Annotated in this window: 25 protein-coding genes; 23 read left to right on the top strand and 2 right to left on the bottom strand. The window is 66.5% G+C overall.

All coding sequences use genetic code 11. The features are described 5' to 3' along the window. Positions 1–54 precede the first annotated feature (54 nt). The 20 genes from rplN (at position 55) to truA (ending at position 12,165) form a co-directional block, all read left to right on the top strand. Entirely contained in the window at positions 55–423 is a 369-nt protein-coding gene (gene rplN, locus ACIRRY_RS25080; RefSeq protein WP_003998823.1) for a 50S ribosomal protein L14, read from the top strand. A 2-nt stretch (positions 424–425) separates the two neighbouring features. Next, positions 426–749: a 50S ribosomal protein L24 gene (gene rplX / locus ACIRRY_RS25075; protein WP_019072281.1), complete on the top strand. Its 324-nt coding sequence runs from the start codon at positions 426–428 to the stop codon at positions 747–749. Continuing rightward, complete coding sequence (rplE, locus tag ACIRRY_RS25070) at positions 749–1,306, top strand: 50S ribosomal protein L5 (protein ID WP_385404836.1); 558 nt, start codon at positions 749–751, stop codon at positions 1,304–1,306. The genes rplX and rplE overlap by 1 nt, the downstream gene beginning before the upstream one ends. Before the next feature lie 5 nt (positions 1,307–1,311). Next, positions 1,312–1,497, top strand: a complete 186-nt coding sequence (locus ACIRRY_RS25065) for a type Z 30S ribosomal protein S14 (protein WP_003948630.1) — start codon at positions 1,312–1,314, stop codon at positions 1,495–1,497. A gap of 239 nt (positions 1,498–1,736) precedes the next feature. After that, entirely contained in the window at positions 1,737–2,135 is a 399-nt protein-coding gene (gene rpsH / locus ACIRRY_RS25060; RefSeq protein WP_013001411.1) for a 30S ribosomal protein S8, read from the top strand. A 22-nt stretch (positions 2,136–2,157) separates the two neighbouring features. Then, positions 2,158–2,697 carry a 50S ribosomal protein L6 gene (gene rplF, locus ACIRRY_RS25055; RefSeq protein WP_266769348.1) on the top strand — a complete coding sequence of 180 codons (540 nt, stop codon included), beginning with the start codon at positions 2,158–2,160 and terminating at the stop codon, positions 2,695–2,697. A gap of 3 nt (positions 2,698–2,700) precedes the next feature. Then, positions 2,701–3,084, top strand: coding sequence for a 50S ribosomal protein L18 (gene rplR, locus ACIRRY_RS25050; RefSeq protein ID WP_019055526.1), 384 nt, complete (start codon positions 2,701–2,703; stop codon positions 3,082–3,084). Between the two features lie 37 nt (positions 3,085–3,121). Then, positions 3,122–3,727, top strand: a complete 606-nt coding sequence (gene rpsE / locus ACIRRY_RS25045) for a 30S ribosomal protein S5 (RefSeq protein ID WP_006376045.1) — start codon at positions 3,122–3,124, stop codon at positions 3,725–3,727. After that, positions 3,727–3,909 carry a 50S ribosomal protein L30 gene (gene rpmD, locus ACIRRY_RS25040; protein ID WP_055553514.1) on the top strand — a complete coding sequence of 61 codons (183 nt, stop codon included), beginning with the start codon at positions 3,727–3,729 and terminating at the stop codon, positions 3,907–3,909. The genes rpsE and rpmD overlap by 1 nt, the downstream gene beginning before the upstream one ends. Positions 3,910–3,911: 2 nt before the next feature. After that, the gene (rplO, locus tag ACIRRY_RS25035; RefSeq protein ID WP_403976567.1) at positions 3,912–4,367 is read left to right on the top strand and encodes a 50S ribosomal protein L15; all 456 of its coding nucleotides are present in this window, start codon (positions 3,912–3,914) and stop codon (positions 4,365–4,367) included. Positions 4,368–4,784: 417 nt separating this feature from the next. Continuing rightward, entirely contained in the window at positions 4,785–6,098 is a 1,314-nt protein-coding gene (secY, locus tag ACIRRY_RS25030) for a preprotein translocase subunit SecY (protein WP_403976565.1), read from the top strand. After that, entirely contained in the window at positions 6,098–6,769 is a 672-nt protein-coding gene (locus ACIRRY_RS25025) for an adenylate kinase (protein ID WP_403976563.1), read from the top strand. The genes secY and ACIRRY_RS25025 overlap by 1 nt, the downstream gene beginning before the upstream one ends. Before the next feature lie 131 nt (positions 6,770–6,900). Continuing rightward, positions 6,901–7,737, top strand: a complete 837-nt coding sequence (gene map, locus ACIRRY_RS25020) for a type I methionyl aminopeptidase (RefSeq protein WP_403976561.1) — start codon at positions 6,901–6,903, stop codon at positions 7,735–7,737. A 249-nt stretch (positions 7,738–7,986) separates the two neighbouring features. Continuing rightward, on the top strand, positions 7,987–8,208 hold the full coding sequence (infA, locus tag ACIRRY_RS25015; protein WP_003948620.1) for a translation initiation factor IF-1: 222 nt from the start codon (positions 7,987–7,989) through the stop codon (positions 8,206–8,208). 59 nt (positions 8,209–8,267) lie between these two features. Next, entirely contained in the window at positions 8,268–8,381 is a 114-nt protein-coding gene (gene rpmJ / locus ACIRRY_RS25010; RefSeq protein WP_003998809.1) for a 50S ribosomal protein L36, read from the top strand. A 207-nt stretch (positions 8,382–8,588) separates the two neighbouring features. Next, complete coding sequence (rpsM, locus tag ACIRRY_RS25005; protein ID WP_403976559.1) at positions 8,589–8,969, top strand: 30S ribosomal protein S13; 381 nt, start codon at positions 8,589–8,591, stop codon at positions 8,967–8,969. A 69-nt stretch (positions 8,970–9,038) separates the two neighbouring features. Further along, on the top strand, positions 9,039–9,443 hold the full coding sequence (gene rpsK / locus ACIRRY_RS25000; RefSeq protein ID WP_003956432.1) for a 30S ribosomal protein S11: 405 nt from the start codon (positions 9,039–9,041) through the stop codon (positions 9,441–9,443). A gap of 116 nt (positions 9,444–9,559) precedes the next feature. Then, positions 9,560–10,582 carry a DNA-directed RNA polymerase subunit alpha gene (locus ACIRRY_RS24995; protein ID WP_019055532.1) on the top strand — a complete coding sequence of 341 codons (1,023 nt, stop codon included), beginning with the start codon at positions 9,560–9,562 and terminating at the stop codon, positions 10,580–10,582. Between the two features lie 83 nt (positions 10,583–10,665). Beyond that, the gene (rplQ, locus tag ACIRRY_RS24990) at positions 10,666–11,166 is read left to right on the top strand and encodes a 50S ribosomal protein L17 (RefSeq protein ID WP_403976557.1); all 501 of its coding nucleotides are present in this window, start codon (positions 10,666–10,668) and stop codon (positions 11,164–11,166) included. A gap of 153 nt (positions 11,167–11,319) precedes the next feature. Then, on the top strand, positions 11,320–12,165 hold the full coding sequence (gene truA, locus ACIRRY_RS24985; RefSeq protein ID WP_403976555.1) for a tRNA pseudouridine(38-40) synthase TruA: 846 nt from the start codon (positions 11,320–11,322) through the stop codon (positions 12,163–12,165). A 152-nt stretch (positions 12,166–12,317) separates the two neighbouring features. On the opposite strand, the gene ACIRRY_RS24980 is transcribed toward truA, so the two are convergent. Together ACIRRY_RS24980 and ACIRRY_RS24975 are read right to left on the bottom strand one after the other, a co-directional pair. Then, complete coding sequence (locus ACIRRY_RS24980) at positions 12,318–13,040, bottom strand: glycosyl hydrolase family 28-related protein (RefSeq protein WP_403976553.1); 723 nt, start codon at positions 13,038–13,040, stop codon at positions 12,318–12,320. A gap of 74 nt (positions 13,041–13,114) precedes the next feature. Beyond that, the gene (locus ACIRRY_RS24975) at positions 13,115–13,996 is read right to left on the bottom strand and encodes a hypothetical protein (RefSeq protein WP_403976551.1); all 882 of its coding nucleotides are present in this window, start codon (positions 13,994–13,996) and stop codon (positions 13,115–13,117) included. A 353-nt stretch (positions 13,997–14,349) separates the two neighbouring features. On the opposite strand from ACIRRY_RS24975, the gene rplM reads away from it, so the two are divergent. The 3 genes from rplM (at position 14,350) to glmM (ending at position 16,938) form a co-directional block, all read left to right on the top strand. Continuing rightward, positions 14,350–14,793, top strand: coding sequence for a 50S ribosomal protein L13 (gene rplM, locus ACIRRY_RS24970; RefSeq protein WP_013001400.1), 444 nt, complete (start codon positions 14,350–14,352; stop codon positions 14,791–14,793). 42 nt (positions 14,794–14,835) lie between these two features. Further along, the gene (gene rpsI / locus ACIRRY_RS24965) at positions 14,836–15,363 is read left to right on the top strand and encodes a 30S ribosomal protein S9 (RefSeq protein WP_019055538.1); all 528 of its coding nucleotides are present in this window, start codon (positions 14,836–14,838) and stop codon (positions 15,361–15,363) included. A 216-nt stretch (positions 15,364–15,579) separates the two neighbouring features. Continuing rightward, the gene (gene glmM, locus ACIRRY_RS24960; protein ID WP_403976549.1) at positions 15,580–16,938 is read left to right on the top strand and encodes a phosphoglucosamine mutase; all 1,359 of its coding nucleotides are present in this window, start codon (positions 15,580–15,582) and stop codon (positions 16,936–16,938) included. Positions 16,939–17,308: the final 370 nt, after the last annotated feature.

The following is a 17,308-nucleotide window of genomic DNA, read 5'->3' as shown; positions in this document are numbered from 1 at the left end:
AGGGCCGTTCACTGAACGGCCCTTGGGGAACCGGCAGACGATCAGGAGATAGACGTGATCCAGCAGGAGTCGCGACTGCGCGTCGCCGACAACACTGGTGCGAAGGAAATCCTTTGCATCCGTGTGCTCGGTGGCTCCGGTCGCCGCTACGCGGGCATCGGTGACGTCATCGTCGCCACCGTCAAGGACGCGATCCCCGGTGGCAACGTGAAGAAGGGTGACGTCGTGAAGGCCGTCATCGTTCGCACCGTCAAGGAGCGCCGCCGTCCGGACGGCTCGTACATCCGCTTCGACGAGAACGCCGCCGTCATTCTGAAGAACGACGGCGACCCTCGCGGCACCCGCATCTTCGGCCCGGTCGGGCGCGAGCTGCGCGAGAAGAAGTTCATGAAGATCATCTCGCTGGCTCCGGAGGTGCTGTAAGCATGAAGATCAAGAAGGGTGACACGGTTCAGGTCATCACCGGCAAGGACAAGGGCAAGCAGGGCAAGGTCATTGCCGCTTACCCGCGCGACGAGCGCGTCCTGGTCGAAGGTGTCAACCGGGTCAAGAAGCACACCAAGGCCGGCCCCACCGCCAAGGGTTCGCAGGCCGGTGGCATCGTCACGACCGAGGCGCCGATCCACGTCTCCAACGTCCAGCTGGTCGTTGAGAAGGACGGCAACAAGGTCGTCACGCGTGTCGGCTACCGCTTCGACGATGAGGGCAACAAGGTTCGCGTTGCCAAGCGGACGGGTGAGGACATCTGATGGCTACCACCACCACTCCGCGTCTCAAGACGAAGTACCGCGAGGAGATCGCGGGCAAGCTGCAGGAAGAGTTCTCGTACGAGAACGTCATGCAGATCCCCGGCCTCGTCAAGATCGTGGTGAACATGGGTGTCGGCGACGCCGCCCGTGACTCCAAGCTCATGGACGGTGCCGTCCGCGACCTGACCACGATCACCGGTCAGAAGCCGGCCATCACCAAGGCCCGCAAGTCCATCGCGCAGTTCAAGCTGCGCGAGGGTCAGCCGATCGGTGCCCACGTCACGCTCCGTGGCGACCGCATGTGGGAGTTCCTGGACCGCACCCTGTCGCTCGCGCTGCCGCGCATCCGCGACTTCCGTGGTCTGTCTCCCAAGCAGTTCGACGGCCGTGGCAACTACACCTTCGGTCTCACCGAGCAGGTCATGTTCCACGAGATCGACCAGGACAAGATCGACCGCACCCGGGGTATGGACATCACCGTGGTGACCACGGCGACCAACGACGCCGAAGGCCGCGCCCTTCTCCGTCACCTCGGCTTCCCCTTCAAGGAGGCGTAAGCGAGATGGCGAAGAAGGCTCTGATTGCCAAGGCTGCTCGTAAGCCCAAGTTCGGTGTACGTGGCTACACGCGCTGCCAGCGCTGCGGCCGTCCGCACTCCGTGTACCGCAAGTTCGGCCTCTGCCGCGTGTGCCTTCGTGAGATGGCTCACCGTGGCGAGCTGCCGGGCGTGACCAAGAGCTCCTGGTAGTCCGGTACTTCCGGACTCCCGAAGCTCTCGGTAAGCAAAGGGCACGGTCAGGTGCCCACCCCTTCATGGCTTAGGCTAGGAGGGTTGGGCGCCTGATTGCCGCCCATACGTACGCGGACCCTGTCCGCTAATGAATGCTTACTACGCCGTAGGTCCACCGCACCGCACCCGCCTCGTCTCGGATCGAGGAGAGGGATGGGCACCTGGAAACCCCGGCGAGAGAGGCCGAAGGCCAATTCATGACCATGACTGATCCGATCGCAGACATGCTTACGCGTCTGCGGAACGCGAACTCGGCATACCACGACTCAGTGACGATGCCGGCATCGAAGATCAAGTCGCACATCGCGGAGATCCTCCAGCAGGAGGGCTTCATCACGGGCTGGAAGGTCGAGGACGCCGAGGTCGGCAAGAACCTCGTTCTCGAGCTGAAGTTCGGCCCGAACCGTGAGCGCTCCATCGCGGGCATCAAGCGGATCTCCAAGCCCGGTCTCCGGGTGTACGCGAAGTCCACCTCCCTGCCCAAGGTGCTCGGTGGCCTCGGCGTGGCGATCATCTCCACGTCGCACGGTCTCCTCACCGACAAGCAGGCCGGCAAGAAGGGCGTAGGCGGAGAAGTTCTCGCCTACGTCTGGTAGCGGAAAGGAATCGGAAGAAGCTATGTCGCGTATTGGCAAGCTCCCCATCACGGTTCCCGCCGGCGTGGACGTCACCATCGACGGCCGTACGGTGCTGGTCAAGGGCCCCAAGGGCTCGCTGACCCACACCGTCGCAGCGCCGATCGACATCGCCAAGGGTGAGGACGGCGTGCTCAGCGTCACCCGCCCCAACGACGAGCGTCAGAACAAGGCCCTGCACGGCCTGTCCCGCACGCTGGTGGCGAACATGATCACCGGCGTGACCGAGGGTTACGTGAAGAAGCTCGAGATCAGCGGTGTCGGTTACCGCGTTGCGGCCAAGGGATCGAACCTCGAGTTCGCTCTCGGCTACAGCCACTCGATCACCGTCGAGGCGCCCGAGGGCATCTCGTTCAAGGTCGAGAACCCGACGCACTTCTCGGTCGAGGGCATCGACAAGCAGAAGGTCGGCGAGGTTGCGGCGAACATCCGCAAGCTGCGCAAGCCCGACCCGTACAAGGCCAAGGGTGTCAAGTACGAGGGCGAAGTCATCCGGCGCAAGGTCGGAAAGGCGGGTAAGTAAGCCATGGCATACGGTACGAAGATCGCTAAGGGCGACGCTTACAAGCGTGCTGCCATCAAGCGTCGTCACATCCGCATCCGGAAGCACATTTCCGGTACGGCTGAGCGTCCGCGCCTGGTCGTGACCCGCTCCAACCGCCACATCGTGGCCCAGGTCATCGACGACATCAAGGGTCACACCCTGGCGTCGGCGTCGACCCTGGACACCTCGATCCGCGGCGGCGAGAGCGACAAGTCCGCGCAGGCCAAGTCGGTCGGCGCCCTGGTCGCCGAGCGCGCCAAGGCCGCCGGCGTCGAGGCTGTCGTATTCGACCGCGGTGGCAACCAGTACGCGGGGCGCATCGCCGCCCTGGCGGACGCCGCCCGCGAAGCCGGACTGAAGTTCTAGTCGCTTCCGTAGCTAGCGGAAAGAGAGAGGTAATCCAATGGCTGGACCCCAGCGCCGTGGAAGCGGTGCCGGTGGCGGCGAGCGGCGGGACCGGAAGGGCCGTGACGGCGGCGCTGCTGCCGCCGAGAAGACCGCGTACGTTGAGCGCGTTGTCGCGATCAACCGCGTCGCCAAGGTTGTGAAGGGTGGTCGTCGCTTCAGCTTCACTGCGCTCGTCGTAGTGGGCGATGGCGATGGCACCGTCGGTGTCGGTTACGGCAAGGCCAAGGAGGTGCCGGCCGCGATCGCCAAGGGTGTTGAAGAGGCCAAGAAGCACTTCTTCAAGGTCCCCCGTATCCAGGGCACCATCCCGCACCCGATCACGGGCGAGAAGGCCGCGGGCGTCGTCCTGCTCAAGCCTGCTTCCCCCGGTACCGGCGTCATCGCCGGTGGCCCGGTGCGTGCTGTCCTGGAGTGCGCCGGCGTTCACGACATCCTGTCGAAGTCGCTCGGCTCGTCCAACGCGATCAACATCGTGCACGCGACCGTGGCGGCCCTCAAGGGCCTGCAGCGTCCCGAGGAGATCGCGGCCCGCCGCGGTCTGCCCCTCGAGGACGTCGCCCCCGCGGCGCTCCTTCGTGCACGTGCCGGGGCGGGTGCGTAATGGCTCGCCTCAAGGTCACGCAGACGAAGTCGTACATCGGTAGCAAGCAGAACCACCGTGACACCCTGCGGTCCCTTGGTCTCAAGGGCATCAACACGCAGGTCGTCAAGGAGGACCGCCCCGAGTTCCGCGGAATGGTGCACACCGTCCGCCACCTCGTGACGGTTGAGGAGGTCGACTGATCATGGCGGACAACAGCCCGATCAAGATCCACAACCTCCGTCCCGCCCCGGGCGCCAAGACCGCCAAGACCCGTGTGGGTCGTGGTGAGGCGTCGAAGGGTAAGACGGCCGGTCGTGGAACCAAGGGTACGAAGGCCCGTTACCAGGTTCCGGAGCGCTTCGAGGGTGGCCAGATGCCCCTCCACATGCGTCTTCCGAAGCTCAAGGGTTTCCGTAACCCGTTCAAGACCGAGTACCAGGTCGTGAACCTCGACAAGCTGGCGTCGCTGTACCCGGAGGGTGGCGAGGTCACCGTAGAGGGTCTCGTCGCCAACGGCGCGGTGCGCAAGAACAGCCTCGTCAAGGTCCTCGGCCAGGGCGAGATCTCCGTGGCGCTGCAGGTGACGGTGGACGCCGTCTCCGGTTCCGCCAAGGAGAAGATCACTGCCGCTGGCGGTACGGTCACCGAGCTCGTCTGACCTACGTCGGCATCATCGGCCGGGGTCGCCTCTCGAAAGAGGGGCGGCCCCGGCCGTTTTTCCGGTTCCTTGACCTACGGGTTCCCGTCCGCGGATCCGGCGGCGCCCCTCACGTCCGGACCGCCGCCCGCTTTCGGTTCTGGCTGGTCAGGTGCCGTCCACCAGCTCGTGGGGCCGTGCTGACCAGTCGGTCGGGCGGGCCCGTACGGCAGGCTCATGAGGGCGGTGTGAAGTGGCTCGCGTGCTTGTCGTGACTCAGGGGACCTTCGATCGGTATCCCTAAGGGCCGTCGATGTAGGTAGGCTGTGCGGCTGGTACCCAGCGTCGTCTTGGCATGCCGTAATCTCGTTCCACAGGCCATCAACCACACTTAGTCGTCACCTCACGCGCGCACACGCGGGGGTCGCAGGAGGCACCGTGCTCACCGCGTTCGCCCGGGCGTTCAGGACACCCGACCTGCGCAAGAAGCTGCTCTTCACGCTCGCCATCATCGTGGTGTATCGCGTCGGTACGCACATCCCGATCCCGGGCGTCGATTACAAGAGCGTCCAGACCTGTATCGACGTCTCGAACGGAAACCAGGGTCTGTTCGGTCTGGTCAACATGTTCAGCGGTGGCGCGCTGCTCCAGATCACGATCTTCGCGCTCGGCATCATGCCGTACATCACGGCGAGCATCATTCTGCAGCTGCTGACCGTGGTGATCCCGCGCCTGGAAGCCCTCAAGAAGGAGGGGCAGGCCGGTACGGCGAAGATCACGCAGTACACGCGTTATCTGACCGTGGCGCTCGCCATCCTCCAGGGCACCGGTCTGGTGGCCACCGCCCGCAGCGGCGCCCTCTTCTCGGGCTGCCCGACGGCGAATCAGATCGTCCCGGACCAGTCGATCTTCACCACCATCACCATGGTCGTCTGCATGACCGCCGGCACCTGCGTCGTGATGTGGCTCGGCGAGCTCATCACCGACCGCGGCATCGGCAACGGCATGTCGATCCTCATGTTCATCTCGATCGCCGCGACCTTCCCGTCCGCGCTGTGGGCCATCAAGAAGCAGGGCACGCTGGCCGGCGGCTGGATCGAGTTCGGCACCGTGATCCTCGTCGGTCTGGTGATGGTCGGCCTGGTGGTCTTCGTCGAGCAGGCCCAGCGCCGCATCCCGGTCCAGTACGCGAAGCGCATGATCGGCCGCCGTTCCTACGGCGGTACGTCGACCTACATCCCGCTGAAGGTCAATCAGGCCGGTGTGATTCCGGTCATCTTCGCGTCGTCGCTGCTCTACATCCCGGCCCTGGTCGCTCAGTTCTCCGGCAGCACGTCCGGCTGGAAGACCTGGATCGAGACCAACCTGACCAAGGGTGACCACCCGATCTACCTGGTCAGCTACTTCCTGCTGATCGTTTTCTTCGCGTTCTTCTACGTGGCGATCTCGTTCAACCCCGAGGAAGTCGCGGACAACATGAAGAAGTATGGTGGCTTCATCCCGGGCATCCGGGCTGGCCGGCCCACCGCTGAGTACCTGAGTTACGTACTCAACCGGATCACCTGGCCGGGTTCGCTGTATCTGGGTCTGATCGCTCTCGTACCGACGATGGCGTTGGTCGGTTTCAACGCAAGCGGCAACTTCCCGTTCGGCGGGACCAGCATCCTGATCATCGTGGGTGTCGGTCTCGAGACGGTGAAGCAGATCGAGAGCCAGCTCCAGCAGCGCAATTACGAAGGGTTCCTCCGCTGATGCGAATCGTCCTCGTCGGGCCGCCGGGTGCCGGTAAGGGAACGCAGGCTGTGCGTCTCGCCAAGACGCTGCACATCCCGCACATCTCCACGGGCGACCTCTTCCGTGCCAACATCAGTCAGGCCACGGAACTCGGCAAACTGGCGAAGTCCTACATGGACGCGGGCAACCTGGTCCCGGACGAGGTCACCATCGCGATGGCCAAGGACCGCATGGAGCAGCCGGACGCCGTCAACGGCTTTCTGCTGGACGGTTTCCCGCGCAATGTGTCGCAGGCCGAGGCGCTGGACGAGCTGCTGAAGACCGAGGGCATCAAGCTGGACGCGGTGCTGGACCTGGAGGTCTCCGAGGACGAGGTGGTCAAGCGCATCGCCGGCCGCCGCATCTGCCGGAAGGACTCCAGCCACGTCTTCCACGTGACGTACAGCCCGGCGAAGCAGGACGGCGTCTGTGACCTCTGCGGCGGCGAGCTGTACCAGCGCGACGACGACTCCGAGGAAACGGTCCGCACCCGCCTGGAGGTCTACCACACGCAGACCGAGCCGATCATCGACTACTACAAGGCCCAGGGCCTGGTGGCGACGATCTCCTCGCTCGGTCCGGTGGACGAGATCACCCAGCGGGCGCTGGACGCGCTGAAGCGCGACGACGAGGGCGACGACGACAAGTAGTCGCCAGGCAGATCCGGCCGCGGTGCCCGCAGGGGTGTCGCGGCCGTACTGTTGTACAGAGCCTTGTCTGTGTACGGCTCTTGTGTACGGCCATTCCTTGGTGACGCGGAAGACGGAGAGCGCAGGCCCCCATGGTGCAGATCAAGACCCCCGAGCAGATCGCCAAGATGCGTGAGGCGGGACTGGTCGTCGCCGCCATCCACGCGGCGACCCGTGAGGCCGCCGTGCCCGGCGCGAGCACGAAGGATCTGGACGAGGTGGCCCGCAAGGTCCTCGCCGACCACAACGCGAAGCCCAACTTCCTTGGCTACGGCGGCTTCCCGGCCACGATCTGCACCTCGGTGAACGAGGTCGTCGTCCACGGCATCCCCTCCGAGGAGGTGGTGCTGAAGGACGGCGACATCATCTCCATCGACTGCGGCGCGATCATCGACGGCTGGCACGGGGACGCGGCGTACACGGCGTTCGTGGGCTCGGGCCACTCCCCGGAGCTTCTTGAGCTGTCGCGGGTGACCGAGGGGTCGATGTGGGCCGGGATCGCCGCGATGAAGCTCGGTAACCGGCTTGTGGACATCTCCCGGGCCATCGAGACGTACATCCGGCGGCAGCCGAAGCCCGGCGGTGGCAAGTACGGGATCGTCGAGGACTACGGCGGTCATGGCATCGGTACCGAGATGCACATGGACCCGCACCTGTTGAACTACGTCGAGAAGCGGCGGGGGAAGGGGCCGAAGCTGGTGCCGGGGTTCTGCCTCGCCATCGAGCCGATGGTGTCCCTGGGGACCCCGAAGACCGAGGTTCTCTCGGATGACTGGACGGTCATCACGACGGACGGGACCTGGTCCTCGCACTGGGAGCACTCGGTCGCTCTGACGGAGGAGGGGCCGCTTGTGCTGACGGCTCCTGATGGCGGTAAGGCGAAGCTGGCCGAGTTCGGGATCACGGCTGCGCCGGATCCCGTGGCGTAGTTCTTCGTCTGCGCGCCCGGCGGGGGCTGGTCGCGCGGTTCCTCGCGCCCCTTTGGAGTGCGTCCCTCAGGGCGCTGTACAGGTGCGCGTGCTTAATGATCTACGCCCCGGGGCATCCTTCCTCGATTCGTCTTTCCGAGGGCCCTGACGTAGACTGACTCGTCGGCTCTCGTGCACCCGCATGTCCGCATGCACCCCGCAAGGGGAACGCACCGAGTCGATCAAGGTAGTCGATTCGAAGGGCGAAGCGTGGCCAAGAAGCAAGGTGCCATCGAGATCGAAGGCACTGTCGTCGAGTCTCTCCCGAACGCCATGTTCAAGGTGGAGCTCCAGAACGGCCACCAGGTCCTGGCACACATCAGCGGCAAGATGCGTATGCACTACATCCGCATCCTCCCTGACGACCGGGTCGTGGTGGAGCTGTCTCCGTACGACCTGACGCGTGGCCGGATCGTCTACCGCTACAAGTAGATCTTGCCCAGGTTCCGCGCAAGCGGCGCCGCAGGCAACTGACCCGGAGAACCTCACCAATGAAGGTCAAGCCGAGCGTCAAGAAGATCTGCGACAAGTGCAGGGTGATCCGCCGTCACGGCCGGGTCATGGTCATTTGCGAGAACCCGCGCCACAAGCAGCGCCAGGGCTGACGCAGGACCTTCCCTCTGCATCGACATCGCAGAGATTCGCGCGACGCGAGCAACACATGTTCATACGCAGGACCCGGGCGTAGTAGGCGTCCGACACCCCCGGCTCGGAGGCTGGGGACCCACGCCGTACCAAATCTTCGAACGAAGAGGCCGGCGGCTGGGATCCGGTTCTGCGGAAGACCTCCGAAGATCAACTGGAGCCATTGAATGGCACGCGTTTCCGGTGTCGACATCCCGCGCGAAAAGCGCGTGGAGGTCGCCCTCACCTACGTGTTCGGCATTGGCCGGACTCTTTCCCAGCTCACGCTGGCTGAGACCAACATCGACCCCAACACCCGCGTTCGCGACCTCTCGGAAGAGCAGCTCGTCGCGATTCGTGAGTACGTCGACGCCAACATCAAGACCGAGGGTGACCTCCGTCGCGAGATCCAGGCCGACATCCGCCGCAAGGTGGAGATCGGCTGCTACCAGGGTCTCCGTCACCGTCGTGGTCTGCCCGTACGCGGTCAGCGCACCAGCACGAACGCTCGTACCCGCAAGGGTCCGCGTCGCGCCATCGCCGGCAAGAAGAAGCCGGGCAAGAAGTAGTCCGCAGCGGACAACGCTTCACCAGCGGTCTTCGCTGTAGGACCGACCACCTCCCCGTAGGAGTAATAGATGCCCCCCAAGGGTCGTCAGGGCGCTGCCAAGAAGGTGCGCCGCAAGGAAAAGAAGAACGTCGCTCACGGCCACGCGCACATCAAGAGCACGTTCAACAACACGATCGTCTCGATCACGGACCCCTCGGGCAACGTGATCTCCTGGGCCTCCGCCGGCCACGTCGGCTTCAAGGGCTCGCGCAAGTCCACCCCCTTCGCCGCGCAGATGGCCGCCGAGTCGGCTGCCCGTCGCGCGCAGGAGCACGGCATGCGCAAGGTCGACGTCTTCGTGAAGGGTCCGGGTTCGGGCCGCGAGACCGCAATCCGTTCGCTTCAGGCGACCGGGCTTGAGGTCGGCTCCATCCAGGACGTCACCCCCACCCCGCACAACGGCTGCCGTCCGCCGAAGCGCCGCCGCGTCTGACGCACGGTTGTCTTGAGGATTCGGGCGGTATGGCACTTCGGTGGCGTACCGCCCGTACCCTTGAAGTACTGGTCGGACATCAAATAGTGGGTGTCCATGACTGAAGGAATCGCAGCATGCTGATCGCTCAGCGCCCCTCGTTGACCGAAGAGGTCGTCGACGAATTCCGCTCCCGGTTCGTGATCGAGCCGCTGGAGCCGGGCTTCGGCTACACCCTCGGCAACTCCCTTCGCCGTACGCTCCTCTCCTCGATCCCCGGTGCCGCTGTCACCAGCATCCGGATCGACGGCGTCCTGCACGAGTTCACCACCGTGCCGGGTGTCAAGGAGGACGTCACCGACCTGATCCTCAACATCAAGCAGCTCGTCGTCTCCTCGGAGCACGACGAGCCCGTCGTGATGTACCTGCGCAAGCAGGGCCCGGGTCTGGTCACCGCCGCCGACATCGCGCCCCCGGCCGGTGTCGAGGTGCACAACCCCGACCTCGTCCTCGCCACGCTCAACGGCAAGGGCAAGCTGGAGATGGAGCTGACCGTCGAGCGCGGTCGCGGCTACGTCTCCGCGGTGCAGAACAAGCAGGTGGGCCAGGAGATCGGCCGTATCCCGGTCGACTCCATCTACAGCCCGGTGCTGAAGGTCACGTACAAGGTCGAGGCGACCCGTGTCGAGCAGCGCACCGACTTCGACAAGCTGATCGTCGACGTCGAGACCAAGCAGGCCATGCGTCCCCGTGACGCCATGGCGTCCGCCGGCAAGACCCTGGTGGAGCTGTTCGGTCTGGCGCGTGAGCTCAACATCGACGCCGAGGGCATCGACATGGGCCCGTCCCCGACGGACGCCGCCCTCGCCGCCGATCTCGCCCTGCCGATCGAGGAGCTGGAACTCACCGTCCGCTCCTACAACTGCCTCAAGCGCGAGGGCATCCACTCCGTGGGTGAGCTCGTGGCTCGTTCCGAGGCCGACCTCCTGGACATCCGCAACTTCGGTGCGAAGTCCATCGACGAGGTCAAGGCGAAGCTGGCCGGCATGGGCCTGGCCCTGAAGGACAGCCCGCCCGGATTCGACCCGACCGCTGCCGCCGACGCCTTCGGCGCCGACGACGACGTGGACGCGGGTTTTGTGGAGACCGAGCAGTACTGATCGGTTGTTGCCGGTGAGCGTCCGCTCGCCGGGTCCTGACCCCGGTACCTGATACGGCCGGGGCAGATACCAAGGAGAAAGACATGCCGAAGCCCACCAAGGGTGCCCGTCTGGGCGGCAGTGCCGCGCACGAGAAGCTGCTGGTCGCGAACCTCGCGAAGGCGCTCTTCGAGCACGGCCGTATCACCACCACCGAGGCGAAGGCCCGCAAGCTGCGGCCGTACGCCGAGCGGCTGGTCACCAAGGCGAAGAAGGGTGACCTTCACAACCGCCGTCAGGTGCTCCAGGTGATCACGGACAAGAGCGTCGTCCACACGCTCTTCACCGAGATCGGCCCGCGCTACGAGAACCGTCCCGGTGGCTACACCCGTATCACCAAGATCGGTAACCGTCGTGGGGACAACGCGCCCATGGCTGTCATCGAGCTGGTCGAGGCGCTGACCGTTGCGCAGGCTGCGACGGGTGAGGCCGAGGCCGCCACCAAGCGTGCCGCGAAGGATGCCGAGGCTGTTGTCGAGGCTCCGGTTGAGGTCGTTGAGGACGCGAAGCCGGTTGAGGCCGACGAGGAGTCGAAGGACGCGTAACACCGTCTTTTGGCTGCCGCGCCATCGTGGCTGGTCGCGCTCACGCGGCGGTAGCCGCAAATCAGCACAGCCCCGCGCCCCTTCAGGGGCGCCTCAGTGGGCCCGTTCCTTCTTGGGACGGGCCCGCTTTTGTGTTCCTGAGAGGATCTCCGTGTGAGTGATGACGTAGAGGCCGGGTTCGTACGCGTACGACTGGACCTCTCCTACGACGGGACCCTGTTCTCCGGGTGGGCCAAGCAGGCCGGGGGGCGGCGGACTGTGCAGGGTGAGGTCGAGGACGCGTTGCGGACCGTGACGCGGGCGGGGGACGTGACGTACGACCTGACCGTGGCCGGGCGGACCGATGCGGGGGTGCATGCCCGGGGGCAGGTGGCTCATGTCGATCTGCCGGGGGAGTTGTGGGCCGAGCACCGGGAGAAGCTGCTGAAGCGGCTCGCGGGGCGGTTGCCGAAGGATGTGCGGGTGTGGGGGGTCGCGGAGGCGCCCGAGGGGTTCAACGCGCGGTTCGCGGCCCTGTGGCGGCGGTACGTGTACCGGGTGGGGGACCGGGCGGGGGGCGTCGATCCCTTGCTGCGGAACCATGTCCTCTGGCACGACTGGGAGTTGGACGCCGAGGCGATGGACGCCGCTGCCAAGTCCCTTGTGGGGGAACACGACTTCGCCGCCTACGCGAAGAAGCGCGAGGGCGCGTCGACCGTCCGGGAGATTCTTGACTTCGGGGTGCGGCGGCGGGGGGACGGTGTCGTCGAGATCGAGGTGCGGGCCGACGCCTTCTGCCACAACCAAGTGCGGTCCATGGTCGGGGCGTTGCTCTTCGTCGGCGACGGGCACCGGGGCGCGGAGTGGCCGCGGAAGGTGCTGGACGCGGGGGTGCGGGACAGTGCCGTGCATGTCGTACGGCCGCACGGGCTGACCTTGGAGGAGGTCGCGTACCCGGCGGACGCGCTGCTCGCGGAGCGGCAGACGCAGGCCCGCCGGGTAAGAGGCGCTGTGCACTGAGGAGTTGGGGCCGAGCGCTCTACGCCGGTTCTACGATCGGCCAGGCCACCGTTGACGTGTCGCCCGCAACTCCCTTGACGCTGAAGGATGTTCCGGGTGTGCGAGTGGAGACGTAGGCGAGGCCTGCGGGGTGCCGCCCGGGGACTGGATCGTCAGGAAGATGAAGCCGGAGGCGCCGGCGGTCGACCTTGCCGTCCCGTTTGGCCAGGCAGCCGAGGAGTTGGAGGAAGCGGCCGCCCGCCGAGGTCGAGAGGCGGAAGCCGTCCTGGCCGTCGCGGTCGGTGTTGCAACCGGCCATCACCATCGAGTAATTGACGCGCCTTGTTCAGGACGGTGAGGTTCTGGTCGTCCTGGCAGCCGCGCAGGGCCAGGCCGTACAGCCGGGGGCCGCCCTGGTGGGCGGACTTGGGGTACGCGTCGGTCGTCGAGGAGGCGTCCGGGGCCGGGTCGACGACGATCGGCGCGGCGCCGTCGAAGCCGGTGCTGAGCTCGGTGTCCGGGTACATCGGCCGGAGGAAGGAGCCGACCATGAACGTGCGGTCCGGGAAGTGCGGGTTCCAGTCGCCGTGCAGCGTCACGCACAGGGGGAGCCGCGGGGGTGCGCCGAGCTTGTACCGGCCCGGCGGGACGTACACGGTGCCGCCCTGGCCCGCCGCGTCGATCGCCTTCTGGACCGCGGGGCGGTCGTCGGCGGAGTTGTCGCCGAGTGCGCCGTAGGCCACGTCCTTGACGTTCAGCCAGCCGGCACCTGTGTCCGTGGCGGCAGCCTCACCGGCCGTCGCCACGGTGGTGGCGAGGGCGGCCCCGCCGAGGCCCGCTCCCGCGGCGAGCACGCGGCGTCCGGAGGTGGATGTCGGGTGGTCGTGCGAGGCCATGGACAGGTCCCCCTGGGGCCCGATGGTGATCGTCGGGGGAGGGTCGCACAAGGGTGTTTCCCCGGTCGGGGGACCTAGTCCTGGGCCGCCGCCGAAGCCTGGGCCTCGCCGCGGGCGTGGATCTGGTCGAAGGCGAACTTGGCGAGGTCGTCGCCGATCGAGAAGACCGCGGTGTCCTTCGTCGTCACGTCCGTGCCGCTGGTGAAACCGGCGACCGTGAAGTAGGCGTAGCGGCCGTAGGCGTTGGTCGTCGTACGGCAGATCGCGCCGTCGCAGAAGGCCTTGACGCCCTTGCCGGACAGGGACTTGATGGCGCTCTTGGTATCCGCCTGGCCCTTGGCCTTGGTCGCCTGGGCCTCGGTGTCGAAGAGGGCCACACCGACCGTGACCGCGATGTTGCCCTTGACGTACGTGACCCGCATGAGGCGGGTGCAGTCGTTCGCGGTGAGGATCTTGGGGAGGGTGCCGGAGGCGACCGAGGCGCAGTTCGTGGTGTCGGCCGTCGGACCCTTCTTGTACACCGTCGAGGCGACCGTCAGCTGGGTGCCCGGGAAGAGGGTCGCGGGGCTGAGCGGTGCCGTGTCCTTCGCCTTGCTGGAGATGAACTCCTTCGGGTCCAGCGGCGGGGGCGCGCTGGTCGGCGCGAAGGACGGCGAGGTGGCACCGGTGCCGTCGGGCACGGACGCGCTCGCGGGCAGGTTCGTGGGCTTGCCGGACGCGCTCGTGTCGTCGTTCGCCGACATCACGGCCATGGCCACGGCTGTCCCGACGCCCACCGTCGCGAGCGCGCCGCCGACTATGAGCAGCAGTCTCTTGCGCCGGTTGCGCGTCTCGGCCTGGTCGGCGAGCGCGGCCCAGTCGGGGGTCTCGTCATCGACGTTGCCGCCCCAAGGCTGCTGCGAATTGGGTTTCCAGGGATCCCACTGGGACTGGGGTCCCCCCTGTCCGAAGCTCATGGGTCGCATCCTAGACGGGGGGACGGGGGTACCGGTGCGCCTCAACGAGGCCTGTGGGAACTGACGTTGAGATGTCACGGTAAGTGGTTTCGCCGTCGCTTTCCGCACGCACTCCGGTCGGTCCCGGCGCGTTTTGACCCGCCCGGCCAGGCGCGGGTACTCTTACGGTTTGTTATGCGTATCGGCTTGGTCGTTCTCATGCGAGAAGCCCGTACGTAGGTTCCCTGGAGCAGTTACCAGTGGGCGGCATACGGGCTTCGTCCCCGGCCATTGTCGTCCCCAGCTGCACGATCGCTTCAGTGATGCCGTGTGCCATGTGTCAGGACCCATCCACTGAAGAAGAAGGCTGCGAAGTGCGTACGTACAGCCCCAAGCCCGGCGATGTGACTCGCCAGTGGCACGTCATCGACGCTCAGGACATCGTCCTGGGCCGTCTGGCTACCACTGCGGCGAACCTCCTCCGTGGCAAGCACAAGCCGACCTATGCCCCGCACATGGACATGGGCGACTTCGTCATCATCATCAACGCCGACAAGGTTCACCTGTCAGGCAACAAGAAGACCCAGAAGCTGGCGTACCGCCACTCCGGCTACCCGGGTGGTCTGCGCTCCGTCCGTTACGACGAGCTGCTGGCGAAGAACCCCGAGAAGGCCGTCGAGAAGGCCATCAAGGGCATGATCCCCAAGAACACCCTGGGCCGCCAGATGATCAGCAAGCTGAAGGTCTACTCGGGCGACCAGCACCCCCACGCTGCCCAGCAGCCGGTGCCGTTCGAGATCACCCAGGTCGCGCAGTAGTTCCGGCCACACCCCTAAACAGAAAAGAATCTGAGGAGAACCGTGGCCGAGACCACCGTTGAGCAGCCGGTCGAAGAGACCGAGACCGAGCTCGTCGACATCGAGAGTTACACCACCGAGTCCGACGTCCCCGTCGAGGGTGAGTACACGTCGGAGTCGCTCGCCGGCCGCTTCGGCGACCCGCAGCCGGCCGCCGGCCTGGGCCGCCGCAAGAACGCCATCGCGCGCGTCCGCATCGTGCCCGGCACCGGCAAGTGGAAGGTCAACGGGCGTACGCTCGAGGACTACTTCCCGAACAAGGTCCACCAGCAGGAAGTCAACGAGCCCTTCAAGGTGCTCGAGCTCGACGGCCGCTACGACGTCATCGCCCGTATCTCGGGTGGCGGCGTCTCCGGTCAGGCCGGCGCCCTGCGCCTCGGCGTGGCCCGCGCGCTGAACGAGGCCGACGTGGACAACAACCGCGCCGCCCTCAAGAAGGCCGGTTACCTCCGTCGCGACGACCGTGCGGTCGAGCGCAAGAAGGCCGGTCTCAAGAAGGCCCGCAAGGCCCCGCAGTACAGCAAGCGCTAAATCTCGCCTGTTTGTACTCCGAACGCCCCGGCGGCACGCCACTCGTGCCGCCGGGGCGTTCGTTTATCACAGCCGGGGGCGTATAACGGCACAAGACGCTCAAAGGCTTGTGTGATCGGATGAACAGGCATCGTATGCCTGGATGCAGGGCTTTCGCCCTGCGGGACTTTGCATGACTTTCGCCTTGCAGGATTTTCGCCTTCCTCAGGAGGACAAGTGGGACGACTCTTCGGCACGGACGGCGTGCGCGGTGTCGCCAACGTGGATCTGACGGCCGAACTGGCCCTCGGGCTCTCCGTCGCGGCGGCGCACGTACTCGCCGAGGCGGGCACCTTCGCGGGCCACCGGGCGACGGCCGTGGTCGGGCGGGACCCGCGCGCGTCCGGGGAGTTCCTGGAGGCCGCGGTGGTCGCGGGCCTGGCCAGCGCCGGCGTGGACGTACTGCTCGTCGGTGTGCTGCCCACCCCCGCGGTGGCGTATCTCACCGGCGTGCTGGGCGCCGACCTCGGCGTGATGCTCTCCGCGAGCCACAACGCCATGCCGGACAACGGCGTGAAGTTCCTCGCGCGCGGCGGGCACAAGCTCGACGACGAGCTGGAGGACCGGATCGAGAAGGTCTACGAGGAGCACCGCACCGGCGCCCCCTGGGACCGCCCGACCGGCTCGGGCGTCGGCCGGGTCCGGCACTACAACGAAGGCTTCGACCAGTACGTCGCCCATCTCATCGGCGTGCTCCCGAACCGGCTCGACGGGCTGAAGATCGTCCTCGACGAGGCGCACGGCGCCGCCGCGCGGGTCTCCCCGGAGGCGTTCTCGCGGGCGGGTGCCGAGGTCGTCACCATCGGCGCGGACCCCAACGGGCTGAACATCAACGACGGTTGCGGCTCGACCCACCTGGGTCTGCTCAAGGCCGCCGTCGTCGAGCACGGCGCCGACTTCGGCATCGCGCACGACGGCGACGCCGACCGCTGCCTGGCCGTGGACCACACCGGTGAAGAGGTCGACGGGGACCAGATCATGGCCGTGATCGCGCTGGCGATGCGGGAGCGTTCCGCACTGCGCTCCGACACCGTCGTCGCGACCGTCATGTCGAACCTCGGCTTCAAACTGGCCATGGAACGCGAGGGCCTGACGCTCGTCCAGACCGCGGTCGGTGACCGCTACGTCCTGGAGGAGATGAAGGAGCACGGCTACGCGCTGGGCGGCGAGCAGTCCGGGCACGTGATCATCCTGGACCACGCGACCACGGGTGACGGCACGCTGACCGGGCTGATGCTGGCGGCGCGGGTCGCGGACACGGGTCGTACGCTCAAGGATCTCGCGTCCGTGATGACGCGGTTGCCGCAGGTGCTGATCAATGTGCCGGATGTGGACCGTACCCGGGTGGGTACCTCCGCGGATCTCGCTGCCGCGGTTGCCGAGGCTGAGCGTGAACTCGGCTCCACGGGGCGGGTGTTGCTGCGGCCGTCCGGTACCGAGCCGTTGGTGCGGGTGATGGTCGAGGCCGCTGATATCGACCAGGCGCGGTCTGTGGCCGGGCGGTTGGCGGATGCGGTGAAGTCGGCGCTGGGGTAGGCGGGGGGAGCCGGTGGTCGGTGAGCCGGCGTTTGGACAGGTGAGGTTGGGCCGGTGGCCGGTACGTCGGCGTTTGACCAGGCGGGTTGGGCCGGTGGTCGTTGAGTCGGCGGCCGGTCGAGTTGCGTCGATGCCGTGAAGTCGGTGCTCGGCCAGGTGAGTTGGGCTGGTCGCCGGTAAGTCGGGGGCCGGTTGAGCGAGTTGAGTCGGTGTCGTGAAGTCGCTGCTCGGGCATGCGGGTTGGGCCGGTTGTGGTGAAGTCGGTGGCCGGTCAGGTGAGTTGGGCTGGTCGCCGGTAAGTCGGGGGCCGGTTGAGCGAGTTGAGTCGGTGTCGTGAAGTCGCTGCTCGGGCATGCGGGTTGGGCCGGTT

It is taken from the genome of Streptomyces sp. NPDC101776 (assembly GCF_044766845.1).
In the GTDB taxonomy this organism is placed as follows: Bacteria; Actinomycetota; Actinomycetes; order Streptomycetales; family Streptomycetaceae; genus Streptomyces.
Note: the sequence above shows the minus strand (reverse complement) of the source record. Positions and strands in the feature narration are given on the sequence as shown.

Excerpts from the sequence above, each read along its gene's own strand:
- rplX (WP_019072281.1), top strand. The coding sequence starts at position 426 with ATGAAGATCAAGAAGGGTGACACGGTTCAGGTCATCACCGGCAAGGAC.
- rplE (WP_385404836.1), top strand. The coding sequence starts at position 749 with ATGGCTACCACCACCACTCCGCGTCTCAAGACGAAGTACCGCGAGGAG.
- ACIRRY_RS25065 (WP_003948630.1), top strand. The coding sequence starts at position 1,312 with ATGGCGAAGAAGGCTCTGATTGCCAAGGCTGCTCGTAAGCCCAAGTTC.
- rpsH (WP_013001411.1), top strand. The coding sequence starts at position 1,737 with ATGACCATGACTGATCCGATCGCAGACATGCTTACGCGTCTGCGGAAC.
- rplF (WP_266769348.1), top strand. The coding sequence starts at position 2,158 with ATGTCGCGTATTGGCAAGCTCCCCATCACGGTTCCCGCCGGCGTGGAC.
- rplR (WP_019055526.1), top strand. The coding sequence starts at position 2,701 with ATGGCATACGGTACGAAGATCGCTAAGGGCGACGCTTACAAGCGTGCT.
- rpsE (WP_006376045.1), top strand. The coding sequence starts at position 3,122 with ATGGCTGGACCCCAGCGCCGTGGAAGCGGTGCCGGTGGCGGCGAGCGG.
- rpmD (WP_055553514.1), top strand. The coding sequence starts at position 3,727 with ATGGCTCGCCTCAAGGTCACGCAGACGAAGTCGTACATCGGTAGCAAG.
- rplO (WP_403976567.1), top strand. The coding sequence starts at position 3,912 with ATGGCGGACAACAGCCCGATCAAGATCCACAACCTCCGTCCCGCCCCG.
- ACIRRY_RS25025 (WP_403976563.1), top strand. The coding sequence starts at position 6,098 with ATGCGAATCGTCCTCGTCGGGCCGCCGGGTGCCGGTAAGGGAACGCAG.
- map (WP_403976561.1), top strand. The coding sequence starts at position 6,901 with ATGGTGCAGATCAAGACCCCCGAGCAGATCGCCAAGATGCGTGAGGCG.
- rpmJ (WP_003998809.1), top strand. The coding sequence starts at position 8,268 with ATGAAGGTCAAGCCGAGCGTCAAGAAGATCTGCGACAAGTGCAGGGTG.
- rpsM (WP_403976559.1), top strand. The coding sequence starts at position 8,589 with ATGGCACGCGTTTCCGGTGTCGACATCCCGCGCGAAAAGCGCGTGGAG.
- rpsK (WP_003956432.1), top strand. The coding sequence starts at position 9,039 with ATGCCCCCCAAGGGTCGTCAGGGCGCTGCCAAGAAGGTGCGCCGCAAG.
- ACIRRY_RS24995 (WP_019055532.1), top strand. The coding sequence starts at position 9,560 with ATGCTGATCGCTCAGCGCCCCTCGTTGACCGAAGAGGTCGTCGACGAA.
- rplQ (WP_403976557.1), top strand. The coding sequence starts at position 10,666 with ATGCCGAAGCCCACCAAGGGTGCCCGTCTGGGCGGCAGTGCCGCGCAC.
- ACIRRY_RS24980 (WP_403976553.1), bottom strand. The coding sequence starts at position 13,040 with ATGGCCTCGCACGACCACCCGACATCCACCTCCGGACGCCGCGTGCTC.
- ACIRRY_RS24975 (WP_403976551.1), bottom strand. The coding sequence starts at position 13,996 with ATGAGCTTCGGACAGGGGGGACCCCAGTCCCAGTGGGATCCCTGGAAA.